We start from the raw sequence: 22,490 nt of genomic DNA, 5'->3' as shown, positions 1-22,490 counted from the left end.
ATAGTCATCTTGGAGGCTCTACCGCTTTCCGCTAACAGGAAATTAGACCGCCGCGCATTACCTGCACCTGATTTACACAACCAATTATCGGATCGGTATGTCGCCCCACGTAACCCCATTGAGGAAATCCTGTCAGTAATTTGGGCGCAAGTGCTAAAAGTCGAGCTTGTGGGCATTTATGATAACTTCTTTGAGCTTGGCGGACACTCGCTACTGGCAACGCAACTGGTTTCCCGTGTGCGTAGCAGCTTGAAGGTAGAACTACCATTACGTAGCTTATTTGCTGCACCAACAGTTGCTGAATTATACGAACACATTCAACAGTTGCAGCAACAGAATCTAACAGCATCAGCAATCGTACCAAGAGCAAGGGATGCAGAGTTACCACTGTCTTATGCTCAACAGCGTTTGTGGTTTTTAGACAAGTTAAATCCCAATAGTCCCTTCTATAACTTACTTGTAGCTTTGCGTCTAGTTGGTACTCTCAATCGAACTGCGCTACAACAAAGCTTACAAGAAATTATTTATCGCCACGAAGCGTTACGGACTAACTTCATTACAGTTGATGGAGAACCAGTTCAAGTTATTCAAAGCCAGACGAATTGGACAGTCTCAATTGTTGATTTGCAGTATTTATCTACAGGCGAACAAGAAATTGCTTTGCAGCGATTAGCGCAACAACAAGCGCAACGACCCTTTGACCTAGCAACTGAAGCATTAATCAGGACAACATTAGTAGTACTGTCGGAGACAGAACACGCCTTGTTAGTTTTTATACATCACATTGTCTTTGATGGTTGGTCAATGGGTGTGTTTGTTCAAGAACTAGCAGCATTGTACAATGCTTATTCTCAAGGTCAGCCGTCACCCTTAGCACCACTGCCGATTCAGTACGCAGATTTCGCTATTTGGCAGCGAAACTGGTTGCAAGGAGATGTATTACAAAGCCAACTGAGCTACTGGCAACAGCAACTAGCAAACGCACCAGCTTTGTTGTCGCTACCCACAGACCGACCCAGACCGGCTGTGCAGACTTTTGCTGGCGGATATCAGAAGTTTGCACTTTCAGTTGAGTTAACTAGCAGATTGGTAAAACTGAGCCAGGAGCAAGGTTGTACTCTCTTTATGACGCTGTTGGCAGCATTTGATACCCTACTTTATCGCTATACAGGACAATCAGATATTTTGGTGGGGTCTCCCATAGCAAACCGCGATCGCTCTGAAATCGAAGGGTTAATTGGCTTTTTTGTCAATACTTTAGTCATGCGTACCAACTTGGCAGGCAACCCCAGTTTTAGCGAATTACTCCTTCGCGTTCGAGAAGTCGCTTTAGGAGCGTATGCTCATCAGAATTTGCCTTTTGAAATGTTGGTGGAAGCATTGCAGCCAGAAAGGGATTTGGGACATACGCCACTGTTTCAGGTCGTGTTTAACCTTCAGAATGCACCCGTACAGGAAGTAGAGCTTGCTGGGTTAACTGTTAGTTCATTGCCAGTAGAAAGTACAACTACAAAGGTTGATTTGGCTTTATCGATGGAAAACACTACCCAAGGATTGGTGGGTGTGTGGGAGTACAATACTGACTTGTTTGATGCCAGCACAATTGAACGAATGACTGGCCATTTTGTAACTTTGCTGTCAGGAATTGTCGCTAATCCTCAAGAGCGAATTTCCCAATTACCCCTGCTGACAGCAGTTGAGCAGCAGTTATTAGTTGATTGGAATAATACATGGGTGGACTATCCTTCCGATAAGTGTATCCATCAATTATTTGAGCAACAGGTTCAGCGTACCCCGGATGCAGTGGCGGTGGCGTTTGAGAATCAACAACTCACCTATCACCAGTTGAATTGTCGCGCTAACCAGTTGGCGCACTACTTGCGCTCATTGGGTGTAAAACCAGATACGCTGGTAGGTATTTGTGTGGAACGCTCACTAGAAATGGTGGTGGGACTATTGGGGATTCTTAAGGCAGGTGGAGCGTATGTACCACTTGACCCAGAGTATCCTACTGAACGCTTGAGCTTCATGCTAGAAGATGCTCAAGTTTCGCTACTGTTAACTCAGCAGCGACTTATTGACAAACTTCCTGAACATCAAGCAAAACTTGTTTGTTTAGATGAAGCTTGGTCACAAATTGCCCAAAACAATCAAGATAACCCAACCAGTGGAGTCGAAGCTTTTCATCTAGCTAATGTAATTTATACTTCAGGTTCAACAGGCAAACCAAAAGGCGTGATGGTTGAGCACAAGGGACTATGTAATTTAGCTCAAGCTCAGATTCAAACTTTTGGCTTGACTTCGGATAGTCGCGTTCTCCAGTTTGCCTCCTTCAGTTTTGATGCTTCTATTTGGGAAGTCGTCATGGCACTGAGGTCAGGTGGAACGCTTTATCTAGGAACTAAAGACTCTCTATTGCCAGGAAAGCCGTTAATTGAGCGATTACGCGATTATTCGATTACGCATATCACCCTACCACCATCGGCACTAGCAGTTATGCCTGTGGATGAACTTCCGGCACTGCAAACAATAATTGTAGCGGGAGAAGCTTGTTCTCCTGAATTAATCAAGCAATGGTCTGTAGGGAGAAACTTTTTTAACGCCTACGGACCGACGGAAGCTACTGTCTGTGCGACGATTGGCAAAGCCACGCCCAAGGCGATCGCAAAATGCAACAATAACGAGAAAATATCTATTGGTAAGGCGATCGCCAACACACAAGTTTACATTTTAGACGAAAATTTACAACCAGTACCTGTGGGTGTACCAGGAGAGTTACACATTGGTGGTGTGGGACTAGCACGAGGCTACATTAATCGTCCAGAGTTGACACAAGAGAAATTCATCTCCAATCCCTTTGGTTCTGGTCGCCTCTACAAAACCGGAGATTTAGGACGTTATTTCCCAGATGGCAACATTGAATACATAGGACGCATTGACAATCAGGTAAAAATTCGGGGCTTCCGCATCGAATTAGGAGAAATCGAAGCATTACTGAGCCAACATGGTGATGTGCAGATATGTTCTGTCATCGCTCGTGAAGAAACTCTAGGTAATAGGCGTTTAGTCGCTTACGTAGTGCCGCAAAAAGACGTGATACTCACAACGAGGGAACTGCGTCAGTTCCTTGCCGATAAACTGCCTGGGTATATGTTGCCAACTGCTTTTGTAATACTAGAAACTTTACCCCTGACACCTAATGGTAAAGTAGACCGTCGCACTCTGCCTAACCCAGATTTACATCAGGAACTATCAGATTATGTAATGCCAAATACAGAAGTAGAAAAAATCATTGCTGGCATTTGGCAAAAAGCATTAGCAGTAGAAAAGGTAGGTATTTACAATAATTTCTTCGAGCTAGGAGGTCATTCGTTACTACTAGTAAAAATTAATCAGCAATTGCAAGAAGAATTTGGTTTAGAATTGTCAATAGTTGATATGTTTAATTACCCAACTATACATAGCTTAAGCCAATACTTAAGTAATAAAGTTCCAAAAGAAGATACAATTAAACAGAATAATTTTCGTCCTAAATCTCATAGTGAAGTTAAAGCTTTAAGAAATCAACAATTACAATCCAGGCAACAATACCGCTCTCAGAAAAAAAGGTAAAATGACAATGTATTCAGTGCATAAAGATAATGAATATAATAATTCTGAAATAGCAGTAATTGCTGTTGCTGGTAGATTTCCACAAGCAAAAGATATTGAATCCTTTTGGCAGAATTTACGAGATGGTGTAGAATCTATCTCCTGGCTAACGGATGAAGAATTGATAAATTCTGGCGTTTCTCTAGATTTACTGAATAATCCTAATTATGTAAAAGCTAGCGGTGTTTTATCAGACATTGAATTGTTTGATGCAAATTTCTTTGCTTATAGTGCCAAAGAAGCTGAGTTGATAGATCCACAACAACGCCTATTTTTAGAATTGGCTTGGGAAGCCGTAGAAAAAGCTGGTTATGACCCACAAACCTACAATGGTTTAATCGGGGTTTATGGTGGTGTAGGAATGAGTGGGTATTTGCTCAACAACCTCTACCCTAATTATCAATTATTAAAAACAATTGACCCTGTGCAATTAGGAATCTCCAACGATAAAGATTTTTTACCTACACGAGTTGCATATAAACTCAACTTGACTGGCCCCGCAGTCAATGTGCAAACAGCCTGTTCTACTTCTTTGGTTGCTGTTCATTTAGCTTGTCAAGGTCTGTTAAACGGGGAATGTGACATAGCTTTAGCTGGTGGAGTTACTCTCAGCATTCCCCAGAAAATAGGTTATTTGCATGAAGAGGGAATGATTCTTTCTCCTGATGGACACTGCCGTGCTTTTGATGCTAAAGCACAAGGAACGATCGCCGGTAGCGGTGCTGGTATTGTGGTACTGAAAAGATTAAAGGATGCGATAAGCGATCGCGACTACATTCATGCAATCATTAAAGGCTCAGCAATTAATAATGATGGTGCAATGAAAGTCGGCTACACTGCTCCTAGTGCTAAGGGTCAAGCAGCAGTGATTGGCGAGGCTCAAGCTATAGCTGGCGTAGATGCTGAAACAATTTCTTATATTGAAACTCATGGTACAGCTACACCTTTAGGAGACCCCATTGAAATTGCAGCTTTAACTCAAGCTTTTAATCAAACTACTGATAAAAAAGGCTTCTGCGCTATTGGTTCGGTAAAAACCAACTTAGGACATTTGGATACAGCAGCAGGTGTTGCAGGTTTGATTAAAACAGTATTAGCACTGCAACATAAAATGCTGCCTCCGAGTTTGCATTTCGAGACACCTAATCCCAAAATTGATTTTGCCAACAGTCCTTTTTATGTCAATACAACTTTGACTGAATGGAATACAAATAACACCCCTCGCCGTGCTGGCGTTAGTTCTTTTGGTATGGGGGGTACTAATGCTCATGTAATTTTAGAAGAAGCACCTGTTTTTGTGCAGGGGAGCAGGGAAGCAGGGGAGCAGGGGAGAAATTATCAACTGTTGTGTCTTTCGGCTAAGACTGCGAGTGCGCTTGAGAAGGCAACAGCTAATTTAATCGCGCATTTAAAGGAGCATCCAGAGCTTAACTTAGGCGATGTAGCTTATACCCTCAATAGTGGTCGTCGGGGTTTTAATCATCGGCGGATGTTAATTTGTCAAGACTTAGAAGATGCTGTCAAAACTCTCAGTTGTTTAGCAGCCCAACAAGTTTTTACCAATTATACAGACATTACAGAACGGCCTGTTGTCTTTATGTTTCCCGGTCAAGGTTCTCAGTATGTCAATATGGCACGGGAAATTTACGAAAGTGAGACAGTATTTAAAAAACAAGTCGATTATTGCTCAGAAATTCTTAAACCCTTACTAGGGCTGGATTTACGCCATATTCTCTATCCTAGCGACGAAAAAATTGATGAGGTATCGAAGCAACTTCAACAAACAGGAATTGCTCAAAGCGCTATTTTTGTAGTTGAGTACGCCCTAGCTAAATTATGGCAGTCATGGGGAGTGGAGCCACAAGCTGCGATTGGTCATAGTATTGGCGAGTATGTAGCAGCAACTCTAGCAGAAGTTTTTTCCCTAGAAGATGCCTTATCTCTGGTAGCAGCACGCGGACAGATAATGCAGCAACTTCCCACGGGGGCAATGCTTTCTGTTCCATTACCAGCAGACAAAGTAAAATCTCTACTAGGACAAGAACTTTCTGTTGCAGCGATTAATCAACTCTCGCAGTGTGTAGTTTCCGGTTCCACAGCAGCCGTAGATGCACTACAAAATCAGCTAGCTACTCAAGGAATTGAATGCCGCCGTCTGCATACTTCCCATGCTTTCCATTCTCAAATGATGGAACCAATTTTAGAGGCCTTTGCAGAGCGAGTCAAAAAAGTTACTTTAAATCCCCCCAAACTTCCTTATATTTCCAACCTGACTGGTACTTGGATTACAGTCACCCAAGCTACAAATCCTGACTACTACGCTCAACATCTGCGTTCTACAGTGCTGTTTGCTCAAGGTGTCGAGAAATTATTAGCAACACCAGAGCAAGTTTTACTAGAGGTAGGGCCAGGACACACACTAACTACATTAGTCAAGAGACATCCAGACAAAGTACCTCTACAAACGGTCTTGACTTCGGTACGTCATCCTCAAGAAAAGCAATTTGATATTCGTGTTTTATTCAACACATTAGGTCAACTCTGGTTGGCTGGGGTCAAAATAGATTGGTTTGGATTTTATAGCCAGGATGAGTATTATCGTCTTCCCTTACCGACTTATCCCTTTGAACGTCAACGCTATTGGATTGATCCCCCACAAAAAGCAGCTTGGGGACAGTTGCAAAACATACCTCCAACATCACAATTGTGGACATCACTTACACAAGCAGGTCAAAAGCAAGCAAATGCTAGAAATGCAGAACTCAACGAGTTAACCTATCAGGAAAATAGACAGTGGTTAGACCGTTTATGTACAGCCTACATCAACTCTGCATTCCAGCAATTAGGGATTTTTAGCAATCCCGAAGAAAAGTATTCTTTAGATAATTTGTTAGCGCAATACCATATTTCTCCCCGCTATCAGCAATTGTTATCTAGATGGTTGCAAATATTGGTGGAACAAGGACAACTACAGCAACAGGAGGGGTTATTTATTAAGCTATTGCCATGTTCGCAAGATTATATTAATGAACATTTAGAAGCAGTTAGAGCAAGGTTTGCTGCTTCATCTTTAGTAGATTTAGATTTAGTGCAACGCTGTGGTGAAAATTTAGCTGCTATTGTTGTTGGTGAACAAGAACCATTAGAGATTTTCAACGAACTGGTTTACCAAAAAGAAAACAATGGTTCATATACAGAATCTCCCTTAATTTCTTACTACAACTCTATCTTGCGCTCAAGCTTGGAAAATGTAGTCAAATCATTGCCATCATCTGTTCACCTGAGAGTTCTAGAAATCGGCGCGGGTACTGGTGTGTCTACACAAGTATTATTACCTGTGTTGCCGCCCAAACAAACTAACTATACTTTTACTGATATTGGTAGCGGTTTCCTAACTCAAGCCCAACAAAAGTTTAAGGACTATCCATTTGTTGAATATCAATTACTAGATATAGACAAATGGCCAACTGAGCAAGGATTTGAGAAGTATAGCTTTGATGTAATCATCGCTTCTAATGTGTTGCACGCAACTCGTAACATAGATCAAACACTCCACCATGTACGCTCTTTATTAGCTCCTGGCGGTTTCCTTTTAGTGTGGGAAATAACTCAGCCAAAAATAGACTTTGATATCACTTGGGGACTGCTGTTGAAACCTTTAGACGATAAAAGACGCAACCCAGGTCAGCCTTTTATCATCAAAGAACAGTGGTTTGATGCATTACGCACTCAAGATTTTGTTCAAGTTGCTGCATTTCCTGAAACTGAAGCATTAGAGCATCAGATTATTATGGCTGTTGCTTCTGCATCAGCTGCATTTAGTATAAAATCTGGGCAAAAAGAGACTGACCAGAAATTAGAGATTTCATTACAAACAAAGCCGGATATTTTTCAGACCGAAAAATTATCTGCACTCCATACAAGACCTAATTTGTCCAATTACTATATAGCTCCGCATAATGAAATCGAGGGAAAAATTGCTGATATCTGGCAAGAATTATTAGGAATTAAACAGGTAGGAATTCATGATAACTTTTTTGAATTAGGAGGAGATTCTTTAATAGCTGTTCAAGTTATATCTCGACTAAGAAAGATTTTTTCGATTAAATTAACTGTAGCAAGTTTATTTGAATCTCCCACAATAGCTGAAATAGCACCCAAGCTAGAGAAACAACCAGAATTAGATATTTTAAATGCAATTGATAGAGAAGAAATCGCAATTTGAAAAGCAATCAATCATTATTTAATTTAATTACGAATTACGAATTACGAATTACGAATTAACTGAGTGGAGGTAATGTTTCTGTGAATGTCGAGCAATTAGTAGCTAACCTTACTAAACAGGGTGTAAAATTGTGGCTTGAAGGTGAGCAGTTGCGTGCTAATGCTCCAAAGGGTGTATTAACCCTAGAAACTCGTGACTTATTAGCTAACCATAAAGCAGAACTTATCTTGTTGTTGCAAGAGAAAAATGCAGCCACCGACACGGATTTACCTCTAATCAAAGCCGATCGTCCTCAGAACTTACCTCTGTCTTTTGCCCAAGAACGACTCTGGTTATTAAACCAGTTGGAACCAGATAGCCCCTTCTACAACGAACAAACAGCTATAAAACTTCAGGGTCAGTTGAATGTCGTGGCGTTAGACCAAAGCCTTAACGCAATTATTGCTCGTCACGAAGTTTTACGTACCAACTTTCGCACCATCAACGAACAGCCAGTCCAGGTAATTGCTGACAGCTTAACCTTAAGTGTGCCAGTAGTAGATTTAACAGATTTACCGGAAAGTGAAAGAGCGATCGCTTGCCAACAATTAGCCACGACAGAAGCTACTCGACCTTTTGACCTTGCTAATTCTCCTTTAATCCGAGCTTGTGTAGTAAAACTTACAGAGTTAGAACACGCTTTCGTACTAACAGTACATCACATTGTAGTGGATGGTTGGTCAACAGGCATATTAATGCGCGAGTTAGCAACCATTTACTCAGCCCTTTGCAAGAACTTGTCCCCAAAGCTACCTGAGTTACCAATTCAGTATGCCGATTTTGCTCTTTGGCAAAGGCAATGGTTGCAAGTAGGGGCGAACGGCCGTTCGCCCCTGCAAATCCAAATTGATTACTGGAAGCAACAACTCAAAAATGCTCCTACTTTACTAGGATTACCTACAGACAGACCAAGACCAGCCATTCAAACTTACCGAGGCGCAGTCCAATATATAGAATTATCAAATGAACTGAGTCAAGCGATCGCCAATTTCAGTAGGCAAGAGGGAGCCACCTTATTCATGACGCTGTTCGCAGCTTATGTCACCTTGCTTTATCGCTATACAGGCTCCGATGATATTGTAGTGGGTACGCCAATTGCTAACCGCGATCGCCTAGAACTTGAAGGGTTAATTGGCTTTTTTGTCAATACTTTAGTATTACGTACCGATTTATCAGACAACCCCAGTTTTCAGCAATTGCTCAGTCGAGTCCGCCAAGTGACACTGCAAGCTTACGCTCATCCAGACCTGCCCTTTGAGGAGTTGGTAAAAGCATTGCAGCCACAACGCGACCTCAGCCATACACCGCTGTTTCAGGTGATGTTTGTCCTCCAGAATGCGCCCATATCTGAAGTAGAGCTTGCTGGCTTAACTATTAGTTCTTTGCCAGTAGAAGGCGCAACTGCCAAGTTTGATTTAACTTTATCGATGCAGAATACTGCCACTGGACTAGTAGGTATGTGGCAGTACAACGCTGATTTGTTTGATGCAGGCACAATCGAGCGGATGAGTGGGCATTTCCAAACATTACTTGAGGGAATTATTGCTAACTCACAACAGCGAATTGCACAATTGCCTCTGCTGACAGAACTTGAGCAACAGCAGTTATTAGTTGACTGGAACAATACTCAAGTAGATTATCCCCAAGATAAATGTATTCATCAGTTGTTTGAAGAACAGGTAGAACGTACACCCGATGCTGTAGCGGTAGTGTTTGAAAATCAACAACTCACCTATCACCAGTTGAATTGTCGCGCTAACCAGTTGGCGCACTACCTGAAGTCTATGGGTGTAACAGCAGATGTGCTGGTGGGTATTTGTGTGGAGCGTTCTTTAGAGATGGTAGTCGGACTGTTGGGTATTCTCAAAGCAGGTGGGGCATATCTGCCACTTGACCCAGAGTATCCGCCTGAGCGTTTAAACTTCATGTTAGAAGATGCTCAAGTGGGAGTGCTACTGACTCAACAGCGACTTAGTGACAGACTTCCTGAGCATCAAGTAAAACAAGTCTTTTTAGATGAAGTCTGGTCACAAATTGCTCAAAATAATCAAGATAACCCAACCACTGGAGTCAAAGCTTTTCATCTAGCTAATGTGATTTATACTTCCGGATCTACAGGTAGACCCAAAGGTGTGATGGTTGAGCATAAAGGACTATGCAACTTAGCTCAAGCTCAGATTCAAACTTTTGGCGTAGACTCATCTAGTCGCATTCTCCAGTTTGCCTCCTTCAGTTTTGATGCTTCCATCTCAGAAATATTGATGGCTCTGGGATCGGGTGCAACGCTGTACCTGGGAACAAAAGACTCTCTATTGCCAGGAGAACCATTAATTAAGCAATTACGCGATCGCTGCATTACCCATATCACACTACCACCATCGGCGTTAGCAGTTATGCCCGTGGAGGAATTACCGACACTGCAAACAATAATTGTCGCGGGAGAAGCTTGTTCTGCTCAATTAATCAAGCAATGGTCTGTTGGCAGAAACTTCTTCAACGCTTATGGGCCGACGGAAGCTAGTGTCTGTGCCACGATTGGCAAAGCCACGCCGAAGGCGATCGCAAAATGCCACGATGGCGAGAAAATATCTATTGGAAAAGCGATCGCCAACACGCAAGTCTACATTTTAGACGAATATTTGCAACCAGTGCCTGTAGGTGTGCCTGGAGAGTTGCACATCGGTGGTGTAGGGCTAGCAAGAGGCTACCTCAACCGTCCCGAACTAACTCAGGAAAGATTCATCGGCAATCCGTTTGAGGAGGCAAGAGGGAGTAGATTATATAAAACCGGAGACTTAGCACGTTATTTATCAAATGGTGACATTGAATACTTAGGACGCATCGATAATCAGGTAAAAATTCGGGGTTTCCGCATCGAGTTGGGAGAAATTGAAATAGCACTGAGCCAACATAGTGATGTACAGACTTGTTGTGTCATCGCTCGTGAAGATATCCCAGAAGAGAAGCGCCTAGTTGCCTATGTGGTGACTTATCCACAGGTGACACCCACAATCAACCAACTCCGCCAATTTCTGAAGGCAAAACTCCCAGAGTACATGCTACCCCAGGCTTTTGTGGTGCTGGAGTTCTTACCACTAACTCCTAACGGTAAAGTAGACCGCCGCGCCCTACCAGCACCGGGTTTAGACAGCGAACAAAAAGGCAAATATGTTGCCCCACGCACACCCATTGAGGAAATGCTGGCACAAATTTGGACGCAAGTCCTGAAACTAGAGCAAGTGGGTATACATGATAACTTTTTTGAACTTGGGGGACACTCTTTACTAGCAACGCAATTGCTTTCACGTATACGCAACATTTTCAAAGTTGAACTACCATTGCGTGAGTTGTTTGCAAGAGCAACAATTGCCGAGGTGGCGCGATCAATTGGGCAGTTACAGCAACAAGACTTAGAACTTTCTACACCACTCATCTTAAGGCGGGCAGAGAATACACAATTACAACTGTCTTATGCTCAACAGCGTTTGTGGTTTTTAGACCAGTTACAGCCTCTGGGTGGCGCATATAATATGCCCCTAACTTTACGGTTGGTAGGAACTCTCAATCAAGCTGCGCTACAACAAAGCTTACAAGAAATTATTCGTCGCCACGAAGTATTACGCACCAACTTTATTAGCGTTGATGGGCAACCAATTCAAGTTATTAGGGAACAGGGAGCAGGGAGCAGGAAGCAGGAAGTATTATCAATTGTTGGCTTGCAACATCTACCGACAAGCGAAAAAGAAATTGCTTTGCAGCAATTAGTGCAAAAACAAGCACAACAACCTTTTAACTTGGCAGATGAACCATTAGTCAGAGCAACGTTAATTGTACTGTCTGAGGCAGAACACGCTTTGTTAGTGTTTATACATCACATTGTCTCTGATGGCTGGTCAATGGGTGTGTTTATTCAAGAACTAGCAACTCTATACAATGCTTATTCTCAAAGTCAGCCGTCACCTTTAACACCACTGTCGATTCAGTACGCAGATTTCGCAATTTGGCAGCGAAACTGGTTGCAAGGAGATGTACTGCAAAGCCAATTGAGTTATTGGCAACAACAACTAGCTGACGCACCAACTTTATTGTCGCTACCCACTGACCGACCTAGAGGGGCTGTGCAAACTTACCACGGCGCATATCAAGAGTTGGCACTCTCAAAAGAACTAAGTGTTGCACTCAAACAATTGAGTCAAAAAGAAAGTGTCACTTTGTTTATGACGCTGTTAGCAGCATTCCAAATATTGCTATGGCGCTATAGTGGACAGGATGATATCTGCATCGGTACGCCGATCGCTAACCGTAACCGTGCAGAAATTGAAGGGTTAATTGGCTTTTTTGTCAATACTCTTGTGTTGCGTACCCGCTTGGATGGTAATCCCAGTTTTAGGCAGTTACTAGCACGGGTGCGACAAGTGGCTCTAGGAGCATACACTCATCAAGATTTGCCTTTTGAAATGTTGGTGGAAGCATTGCAGCCAGAACGAAATCTCAGCCATAACCCAATTTTTCAGGTGTGGTTTAATTTACAGAATTTGGCAGACACGCAACTAGAGCTTTTTGGGTTGTCTGTAGAACCGATATCGATGTCAGAAGCAGCTTCTAAGTTTGACTTAAGCTTGTATGTTGCAGAACACGAACAAGGAATAACTCTGCAATTACTCTATAATGCTGACTTATTTACTTCAGCACGAATGGTGCAAATGGTGCAACAATTCCATCATTTGCTGAATCAAATTGTTGTCGATGCTGATAGGGCGATCGCTACTTATTCTCTTGTCACACCACAAGCCCGATTTTTACTGCCAGATCCCACAACAGCCATAACACAACCAGAATACGAATTAGTTACAACAACGTTTACCTCTTGGGTAAATAGCACCCCAGAACAGCCAGCAGTGCGTCAAGGATCTCGCACTTGGAACTATGGAGAATTAGGCAAAAGCTCTCAAGCTTTAGCTAGGGTGCTGCTGAGTCACGGAATCGAACGGGGAGATGTCGTAGCCGTGTACGGGACATCAAGTTTTGGATTGATTGCCAGTGCGATCGCTGTTCTCTTGAGTAGAGGAGTGTTAGTCACGCTTGATCCCCAACTTCCGAGCGATCGCCAACGGCTAATGCTTCAAGAAGCTAAAGCTAAATGCATATTGTACGTCGATAGTCAATACCCAGAAAACCAGGAGATATGGCAGTCTTTAACTGTCATTTGTGTAAATCCAGACACAGGATTAGCCATAAATTCTTTAGAAAGCAGTTATACAATACCTCTGCCGAAAATATCTGCTAATGATGCAGCCTATATTTTCTTTACTTCTGGTACTACTGGCGTTCCGAAAGGAGTGTTGGGGTGTCACAAAGGAATGGCGCATTTTCTCAATTGGCAAAGACAAACCTTTGGAATTAATCAACAAGACCGCATTGCCCAATTAACAGGACTTTCCTTTGATGTCCTCCTCAGAGATATCTTCTTACCTTTGACCAGTGGTGCAACTTTGTGTATACCAGCACCAGAGGATAAGTTAGAACCGACAAAAATTTTGCGTTACTTGGAACGCGAGCAGATTTCTGTTCTCCACACAGTTCCTTCCCTAGCGCAATCATGGCTGACTAATGTGCCAAAAGAAGTTTCTCTACAAAACTTACGCTGGTTATTCTTAGCCGGAGAACCATTAAAAGAGACACTTGTACTGCAATGGCGAGATGCTTTTCCTCAAGCAGGTGAAATTGTCAATCTGTACGGGCCGACAGAGACAACTTTGGCAAAATGTTATTACCAAGTACCCAGCGAACCCAGACCAGGTGTACAGCCAGTCGGACAAACACTTCCAGAAACTCAAGCTTTAGTTTTAGGTGCAAATCAGCAACTGTGCGGCATTGGGGAACCGGGCGAGATTGTTTTGCGGACACCATTCCGCAGTTTGGGCTACGTTAACGCTCCTGAAGAAATGCGCTCTCGGTTCGTTAAAAACCATTTTCGCAATGACGGAGATTTGCTGTATTATACAGGCGATCGCGGTCGCTATCTTCCAAATGGCTCTCTAGAAATTCTTGGTCGCCAAGATTATCAAGTCAAGATTCGCGGTATACGCATTGAGCTTGGAGAAATTGAGACAGTATTAGCACAACACCCATCTGTGCATCAAACTGTAGTAACTGCACCTGAAGAACGCTTAGTGGCTTACATTATCACAAATCAGGATTCAACACTTACTATTAGTGAAATCCGGCGCTTTCTCTCCACTAAGCTGCCACAGTACATGCTGCCTTCTAGTTTTGTATTCCTAGATAGCTTGCCCCTGACACCAAACGGCAAGGTAGATCGCCGCGCTTTGCCTACATCTTCTAAGATTAATAACTTAGATACATTTGTCGAACCCCGTAACCAATTAGAACTGCAATTGGTGCAGATTTGGTCAAAGATTCTGAAAGTGGACAAAGTAGGAGTACAAGATAACTTTTTTGACCTTGGTGGTCATTCCCTTTTAGCTCCCTACTTAATAGCTCAAATTAAGCAACAGTTTGGTAAAGATATGGGTTTAACAAGCCTCTTCCAAAACCCAACTATTGAACAGTTGGCGACAATTTTGCAAATAGACTTGGATTACTCAAATTCGTCTTGTCTAGTACCAATTCAGCCAAACGGTTCCAAGTTACCTTTCTTCTGCATTCCCGGCGCTGGGGGCGAACCTTTCTACTTATATCACTTAGGGCGTTATTTAGGAGATGAGCAACCATTATACAGTTTTCAAGCAAACAATCTAGACGAATTAGAGCCAGCCACCCGAATTCCGGATATGGCTAGTCATTACATTCAAGCAATGCAAGCCGTCCAGCCGCAAGGACCATACTTTTTAGGAGGACATTCTTTAGGAAGTATAGTAGCTTTTGAAATGGCGACTCAGTTGCTTCATCAAGGACATATTGTTGCTCTAGTCGTCATGCTTGATATGTCAGCACCAACCTCTAAAGATAAAAAAGCACGTATTGAGCGTCTTGATTGGGATCGTGCTAGGTGGTTGATTGAGCTGATCAAAGCAGTAGAAGTTTCTCTATCAACGAATATGGATATTTCATACGATACCCTGCGATCGCTGTCTGAAGAGGAGCAACTAAAATACGTTTTACAGCATTTAAAAATGGTGAATATGCTGCCTCCTCACGCTGAAATTACGCAGCTGAAAAACATGGTGCAAGCTTTAAAAGCAAACTCTTTATCTCTAATTAATTATGTCCCACAACAGATTTATCCTGGCCGAATTACGCTTTTACGTGCCAGCGAGACTCCCCCAGAACGGCTGGCTAGCAAGTTTTCTGAGATTTCCCAGGATTCGACCTGGGGCTGGAGTGAGTATTCTTGCAAACCAGTAGATATCCATTTTGTTCCAGGCAACCATATCACGATGATGGCTGAACCCCACGTCCAGGTCTTAGCTGAACAGTTGAAAGTTTGCTTTCAACAAGCACAAGCAAACATGGCGTTGCTGAATGTGAGTATGAATTGAGATTGTTGACCAAAGTTGAAAGTTGAAATTTAAATGTAAGGAACTGTATTATGACTGCTGCTTCTAATCAGATCAAATCGACACTGTGGGAAAACAAACAAGAGTATCCCTTAACTACAGAAACTTTAAAAATGCTGTTGGAACACCGAATTCCTCTGATTCGGTTGAAAGAATTTGCCACACCTGAAGAGTGTGAGATGTTATATGCTCAATCTCAATTGCTCAACTTTAACGCTTATCAAGATGTGAGTCCCAAGATTGAAAAAGTTGGCATCACAGTGTTTGAATATAACAGCATTAGTAAAGGAGATTATTTTAAAGAAGTAGAACGGGCAACTAAATTAAGAAATTCCATTACAGCTGCTTCCTTCAATCCATTAGAGCGCATAATGGCGAAATTCCGAGAGTGTGGCGCGAAGGTGCGAATTGCTTCTGAACCATCCTACGGTAGCTATTATGCAGGACTGATCAGAAAGATAGAGCATGGAACTCAAATTCATATTGATTTTGCGCCATTGGAGCAATCTGGATGGGAAGTTTGTACAATTACTGCTCAACTTTCCTGGACTTTGTACTTGAAATTGTCTCCTAATAATCATGGTAAAACTTGCATTTACGATCGCCTGTGGCAACCAGAAGATGAGCAATATAAACTCGATTCCTACGGATATAGCGATCGAGTAATTACTGATGCAGATGCGATCGCTTTTCAACCTTATATCGGAGATGTATTGCTTTTCAATACAACCAACTTTCACTATGTTGAGCCAATGCACGGACAACGTGTAGCTTTCACTTCTATGATTGGCTTACTTCCTAATGGTGAAATTATTTTTTGGTCTTAAATCAGTGAGGTAATGATTCATGCCCAAAGCAGCTGTGATGACTGCACCTAATAACCCAGTTGAAGTGCAACAATTACCAGACCCTATTTTAGAAAAGGGTGGAATCATTATTGAAACCTTATATTCTGAGGTTTGTGGCACTGATGTACATTTACTACGTGGGCACCTACAGGGAGTACCGTATCCAATTATTCCCGGCCACTTTTCAGTTGGTCGTGTGGTGGAAACAGGCGGACAGGTTAATGATGTCAATGGTAAATTGATTCAGGCTGGAGCGATCGCCACTTTTCTTGATGTCCACGAAACTTGTTACAACTGCTGGTATTGTCTAGTAGCCAAAGCATCCACTCGCTGTCCACAACGTAAGGTTTATGGTGTTACCTACTCAGCGAAAGATGGATTACTGGGTGGTTGGTCTGAATTGATTTACCTCAAACCAGGGGTTAAAGTTCTCACTTTACCTGAAGAAGTCTCACCAAAGCAATTCATTGCTGGGGGGTGTGCTTTACCAACTGCACTACACGCTATCGACCGAGCGCAGATTCAAATTGGTGATATTGTCGTAGTTCAGGGTTGCGGGCCTGTGGGTTTGAGTGCGGCAATTCTAGCTTTGCTTTCAGGTGCGGGCAAAGTAATTGTCATTGATAAATATGAAAGTCGCTTAGTAGTTGCTAAATCCTTCGGTGTAGATGAAACCCTTGTAATTGAGGCTAACAATCCACAACAACATATTGCGCGAGTTTTGGAATTGACGCACGGACACGGTGCTGATGTCACGATTGAAGCCACAGGCATTCCCATTGCTGTCAAAGAGGGCTTGAATATGACAAGAAATGGCGGTCGTTATATAATTGTCGGGCATTACACAAATACGGGTGAAATTCTCATCAATCCCCACTTAGAAATTAATCTCAAACATATTGATATTCGCGGGACTTGGGGAATTGATTTCAGCCATTTTTACAGAATGATTGAATTACTAAAACGCCATAGTGATTCAAGTAAAAATATTGCTTGGTCGAGCATAATTAGCCGTTCATACAAACTAGCAGAAATTAATCAAGCGCTAGCGGATGTAGAACAAGGCTCTGTATTAAAAGCTGTGATTCAGCCTAATTTATCTTGATTACAGCAATTTTCAGGTAAATGAATCAGATTATTTTTATCTCACGCAAAGGCGCAAAGGAAGAAACAAGATTGTGGTCTAAATACACGAAAATTACTGTAAAACTTACGCAAAATACCTCTCGAACTCTCATTACTCTGTGTCCTCTGTGCCTCTGTGGTTCGATTCTCTCATAACTTGTGCGTAAGTCCTATTAATACCAACAACATGTCAAATCAGGAGAAGATATGCTCACGGATTTAAAAATTGCCTTTATCGGCGGTGGAACGATGGGCGAAATGATAATTAGTAGATTGTTATCGACAAAAACTATTCAACAACCCGATCTAGTTATAGTCAGTGACCCACTTTCTACTCGATGCCTTCATCTAGAGAGGGAATATGAAGTACATACTACAACCTGCAATATAGAAGCTGTGCAAGGCGCATCTATCGTGATATTGGCGGTGAAGCCGCAGGTTTTAGCCTCTGTGATGGCTACGTTGAAAGATAAAATTTCACCTGATGCTTTAGTAATTAGTATCGTCGGTGGAGTAGGTATTGCATCTCTGTGCCAAGGATTGAATCATCCTGCCGTTGTCCGCACAATGCCGAATATTGCTGTGCAAGTTGGTCATGGGACTACGGTGTGGAGCGCATCATCAAGTGTGACAGAAATACAGCGATCGCATACCCAAGTCATTTTACAAGCATTAGGCAAGGAATTTGCTACTCAAAATGAACATTACCTGGATATGGCAACAGCGTTGAGTAGTGCCGGGACTGGATTTATATTTTTGTACATCGAAGCGATGATTGATGCTGGGGTTCAGATGGGTTTAACTCGCGCACAAGCGCAAGAACTCACATTGCATACAATTGCTGGCAGTATAGAACTGATGTTTCAAACTGATGAACATCCAGCCGTCTTACGAAACAAGGTAACGAGTCCTGGAGGAGTGACTGCTGCGGGTCTTTACGAGTTAGAAAAAGGTGGTATGCGAACTGTCATTTCTAATGCGGTGCTGACTGCTTTGAGCCGCACTCAACAATTAGGTAATATGTTTTGAAAAAGTATTAAATATAGTTTATCTCTCGAATATGTCAACTCAAGTTGTTCAAGTTAAACCCGCAACAAATGCTTTTTCAGACTTTATCCGATTCTGGAAAAATGTCAAAGCGATCGCTGTCCCTTATTGGTATCCAAACAAGCCAGGAGAAAGAGCTTTTTCAGACGTTATTCGTGCCTGGGGAATGCTGATTCTCCTAATATTTTTAATTTTTAGCCTTGTAGGTGTAACTACTTTTAATAGTTTTATTCATCGCTATTTAATCGATGTTATTATTCAAGAGAAAGATGCCTCTAAATTTAGTTATACTATAGGTTTTTATGCTGTTGGACTTGTATTAATAACGCTTTTAGTAGGACTGACTAAGTTTGTGAGAAAACAGATTTCTCTTGATTGGTATCAATGGCTCAATAATTATGTTTTAAATAAATATTTGAACAAACGTGCTTATTATAAAATTAATTTTAAAGCAGATATTGATAATCCAGATCAACGTTTATCTCAAGAAATTGAACCAGTTACTGGTAACGCCCTCAGTTTTTCAGCTACTTTCCTAGAAAAAGTACTGGAAATGATAACTTTTTTAATAGTTGTCTGGACGATTTCACAACAGATAGCTATTGCTCTAATTATCTATACAATTGTAGGTAACTTTATTGCTATTTACTTAAATCAAGAATTAATTAAGATTAATCAGGCAGAACTTGAGGCTAAAGCTGATTATAGTTATTGTCTAACTCATGTTCGCAATCACGCTGAGTCGATAGCTTTTTTTCGAGGAGAAGAACAGGAAATAAATATAATTCAACGCCGATTTAATATTTTGATAAAAGATATTAAACAAAAGATTGATTGGGAGAGAAGTAAGGAAATTTTTAATAGAGGATACCGGGCTGTTATCGAACTGATCGCACTCGTAGTACTCGCACCTTTATATATTAAAGGTGAAATTGATTTCGGACAAGTTGGACAAGCTACTACAGCTTGCTATATGTTTGCTGGTGCTTTAGAAGAATTAATCCGGGAATTTAGTGTTTCTGGACGATTTTCTAGTTATGTTGAGCGTTTATCTGAGTTTTCAGATGCGTTAGAAGCAGTAACTAAACAATCTGAAAATGTCAGTACGATTCAAACAATAGAAGAGAACCAATTTGCTTTTGAGAATGTTACTTTACAAACGCCAAACTATGAGCAAGTGATAGTCGAAGACTTGTCATTGAACGTTCAGCCTGGAGAAGGTTTATTAATTGTTGGCCCCAGTGGTCGAGGGAAGAGTTCTCTGTTGAGAGCGATCGCTGGTTTGTGGAATGCGGGAACTGGCCGTCTGGTGCGTCCTCCGCTAAAAGAAGTCTTATTCTTACCCCAACGTCCTTACATTATCTTAGGAACTTTGCGCGAACAATTACTGTATCCTAATACAAATCGTCAGATGACCGATGCAGAACTCAAAGATGTTTTGCAACAAGTAAACCTGCAAAACTTGCTAAGTCGAGTTGAAGGCTTTGATACTGAAGTTCCTTGGGAAAACATATTATCTCTGGGAGAACAACAACGCCTTGCTTTTGCACGACTGTTAGTTACTCATCCTAGCTTTACTATCTTAGATGAAGCAACAAGTGCTTTGGATTTAAAAAATGAAGGAAGTTTATATCAACAATTACAATCAACGAAAACAACCTTTATTAGTGTTGGGCATCGAGAAAGTCTATTTAATTATCATCAATGGGTTCTGGAACTCTCACAAGATTCCAGTTGGCAACTTGTAACTGTACAAGATTATCGACTGCAAAAAGCAAAAGAAATTGTCACTAATACTTCTGAAAATGCTGAAGTTGCTATAGATGTTTTACCTAATAATGAATCACAAGAGTTAGAAATAAGTACAAGCGAAAGGTTTTCTCATAAAGAAATGAATGCATTAACGAACTATTCCGTTTCCACTATTAGAAGTAAGGCAAGCAAAGGGGAGTCTATCACTACTAGGGATGGCTTAACCTATCGCTATGATAAAGATCTCAAGGTTTTGAAATGGGTAAGAGTTTAGCACCTACCTTCTGTGAGGGGCTAAGACAAAGCAACTTTCTCAAACAGTTAAAATACTCAAATTTATGTTGTTTATCAAAAAGGTAAAATAACAGACCATTTAAGTATTTTGCTGCCTCAGAAAATCAAAATTTGAGTCATTAGTATTTAGGGAGAAAACTTATGTCTGATATCACGAAACTTGGTTCATTGTGGATAATGAATTGGTTCTTTGGCTTTAACCAGATTCCTACAAATGAAGATAGTAGCATTTATATGAAATCTGTTTTATGTTGCGCTAAAGCAGATGGAGTTCTCTCACCAGAAGAAAAGGACTGGGCACTTGGATTCTGTGCATCATGGGGAGTAGAAGACTGGGTGATTGAAGAGCTAAAAGCATATGAGGCGGATGATGCTATAGAAGAAGTAATTGCTCTTTCTCCTCAAGTATCTATGGCACAGAGAGATATACTTTTTACTGCAATTAAAGTTTGTGCTGCTGATGGAGAACCTCATGAAAAGGAAAAAGTAAAAATTCGGCAAATGGCTTCTATTTTAGGAGTAAAAGAAGAAATAGTAGAGCAGTTAGAGCAGTTACAAAAAGAAGAATCAGCACTACGGCACAAGCTCATTAACCTCTTATATCCTCGGGAAAGCCCTTATTAATTATCTGTAGGACTAGGATTTTTGAATATATGTGGAGCCACCCTCATGCGCGGTGAGTTAAGCCACATGTGCGGCTCTACATTGCTATGTATGCAGTACATAGCAGTATAGATATATCTAAAAGCTAAAACTTTCATTTTAAGTTTATTTCTATCATTTCCTATTTTTCTAAAAACTTAGTTTACAAGAAATTATGAGTGAGAAAGTTCCCATGCTAAAAACAACTCAGTGGCAAACTTTAAATGACTGTGAAATGAACTATCAAAATTTCCAAGCATTGCTGAGAAATGAGATTCCATCAATTCGCATTTCTAAATTTGCTTCATCTGAAGAATGTAATAAATTAGCTTTGGCAATTGAAAAAGTTGGGTTTGATTTTTATAAAAATGTGGAACCACCAATAGGAAGAATTGGAATTACCCAATTTGAATATATAAATAGGGATAAGAGGGGATATTTTGATGCAGTTGAAAAAGCCAACGAAACTTATAATCGGGTAACTTCCTTATCTTTTGACCCATTAAAACGTTTGGCAACAATTCTGCGTCAGAATGTATCAAATAAAGTACAAATTGCTTGCGAAAATGAAGTCTATGGCTATTATTTTGCCGGATTGATACGTCATATTAATATTGCCTTGCTACACATAGACTTTGCAGGGTTAGATGCTCCAGATTGGGAAATAGGAAATATTACCTCACAGCTAGTATGGAATATATATGTAAAAGCGCCTAGCCAAGGAGGTGTCTGCAAAGTCTACAATCGGCAGTGGCAGCCAGAAGATGAACAATATAAAACTCCTGGTTCCTATGGTTACGATCGTGCTTTAGTAGCTACAAGAGAAGTAAAACATAATATTCCACTCACAGGAGATTTAGTCATTTTCAACAGCCGTAATTTTCATGAAGTCTTACCAGGCATTGGAGAACGTATAACAATTAGCTCTTTCATTGGAAAAATGCCGGGAGGTGATTTAGTTTTTTGGTCGTAAAGGCAAAATATAATCTATAAGGGGTAAAAGTAGCGATCGCTATTTTTACTCAAAGATGCCTTTTAATAGTAATATATGCCATTTATTTTGATTAGTTTAATCTTCTTTGATGTAGCGCAGGTAGTAAAGCCTGCGCTCGAAACACTTAAATGCTAAAATAATGACAAGCTTAATGTTTATATTCGTCGCACTATAGGAATCCGATTTGATTTATGAAAAAATTAAGTATATGTTAGGGGAGCCAGTTGCGTGGGCGGGTCTCCCGACTTGAGCAAACTGGCGTTGTGTTATCGCGTAGCGTAACGCACCAAAACCATAGGATGGTGCCAGAGGCATAACGCACCTACGTGTATTTCAAAAATCAAATATGAGTC

The 22,490-nt window shown here is 41.3% G+C and carries 9 protein-coding genes; all 9 read left to right on the top strand.

What is annotated here, in order from left to right:
• On the top strand, positions 1-3,612 hold a 3,612-nt coding region (locus tag RMY31_RS21395), incomplete at its 5' end, for an amino acid adenylation domain-containing protein (protein ID WP_409878166.1).
• A gap of 1 nt (position 3,613) precedes the next feature.
• Complete coding sequence (locus RMY31_RS21390) at positions 3,614-7,876, top strand: beta-ketoacyl synthase N-terminal-like domain-containing protein (RefSeq protein ID WP_409878165.1); 4,263 nt, start codon at positions 3,614-3,616, stop codon at positions 7,874-7,876.
• Positions 7,877-7,956: 80 nt separating this feature from the next.
• Positions 7,957-15,417, top strand: a complete 7,461-nt coding sequence (locus tag RMY31_RS21385) for an amino acid adenylation domain-containing protein (RefSeq protein ID WP_409878164.1) — start codon at positions 7,957-7,959, stop codon at positions 15,415-15,417.
• A 50-nt stretch (positions 15,418-15,467) separates the two neighbouring features.
• Positions 15,468-16,262, top strand: a complete 795-nt coding sequence (locus RMY31_RS21380) for a hypothetical protein (protein WP_409878163.1) — start codon at positions 15,468-15,470, stop codon at positions 16,260-16,262.
• Positions 16,263-16,281: 19 nt separating this feature from the next.
• Positions 16,282-17,388, top strand: coding sequence for a zinc-binding dehydrogenase (locus RMY31_RS21375; protein WP_409878161.1), 1,107 nt, complete (start codon positions 16,282-16,284; stop codon positions 17,386-17,388).
• A gap of 227 nt (positions 17,389-17,615) precedes the next feature.
• Entirely contained in the window at positions 17,616-18,437 is an 822-nt protein-coding gene (gene proC / locus RMY31_RS21370) for a pyrroline-5-carboxylate reductase (RefSeq protein ID WP_409878159.1), read from the top strand.
• Positions 18,438-18,468: 31 nt separating this feature from the next.
• Entirely contained in the window at positions 18,469-20,481 is a 2,013-nt protein-coding gene (locus RMY31_RS21365) for an ABC transporter ATP-binding protein/permease (protein ID WP_409878158.1), read from the top strand.
• Between the two features lie 161 nt (positions 20,482-20,642).
• Entirely contained in the window at positions 20,643-21,125 is a 483-nt protein-coding gene (locus RMY31_RS21360; protein WP_409878157.1) for a TerB family tellurite resistance protein, read from the top strand.
• A gap of 193 nt (positions 21,126-21,318) precedes the next feature.
• Positions 21,319-22,116: a hypothetical protein gene (locus tag RMY31_RS21355; RefSeq protein ID WP_409878156.1), complete on the top strand. Its 798-nt coding sequence runs from the start codon at positions 21,319-21,321 to the stop codon at positions 22,114-22,116.
• Positions 22,117-22,490: the final 374 nt, after the last annotated feature.

The sequence above is a fragment of the Dendronalium sp. ChiSLP03b genome, from assembly GCF_034531165.2.
GTDB classification, from domain to species: Bacteria; Cyanobacteriota; Cyanobacteriia; order Cyanobacteriales; family Nostocaceae; genus Dendronalium; species Dendronalium minutum.
The sequence above is the reverse complement of the archived record's forward strand: the minus strand, read 5'-3'. Positions and strand labels throughout refer to the sequence as shown.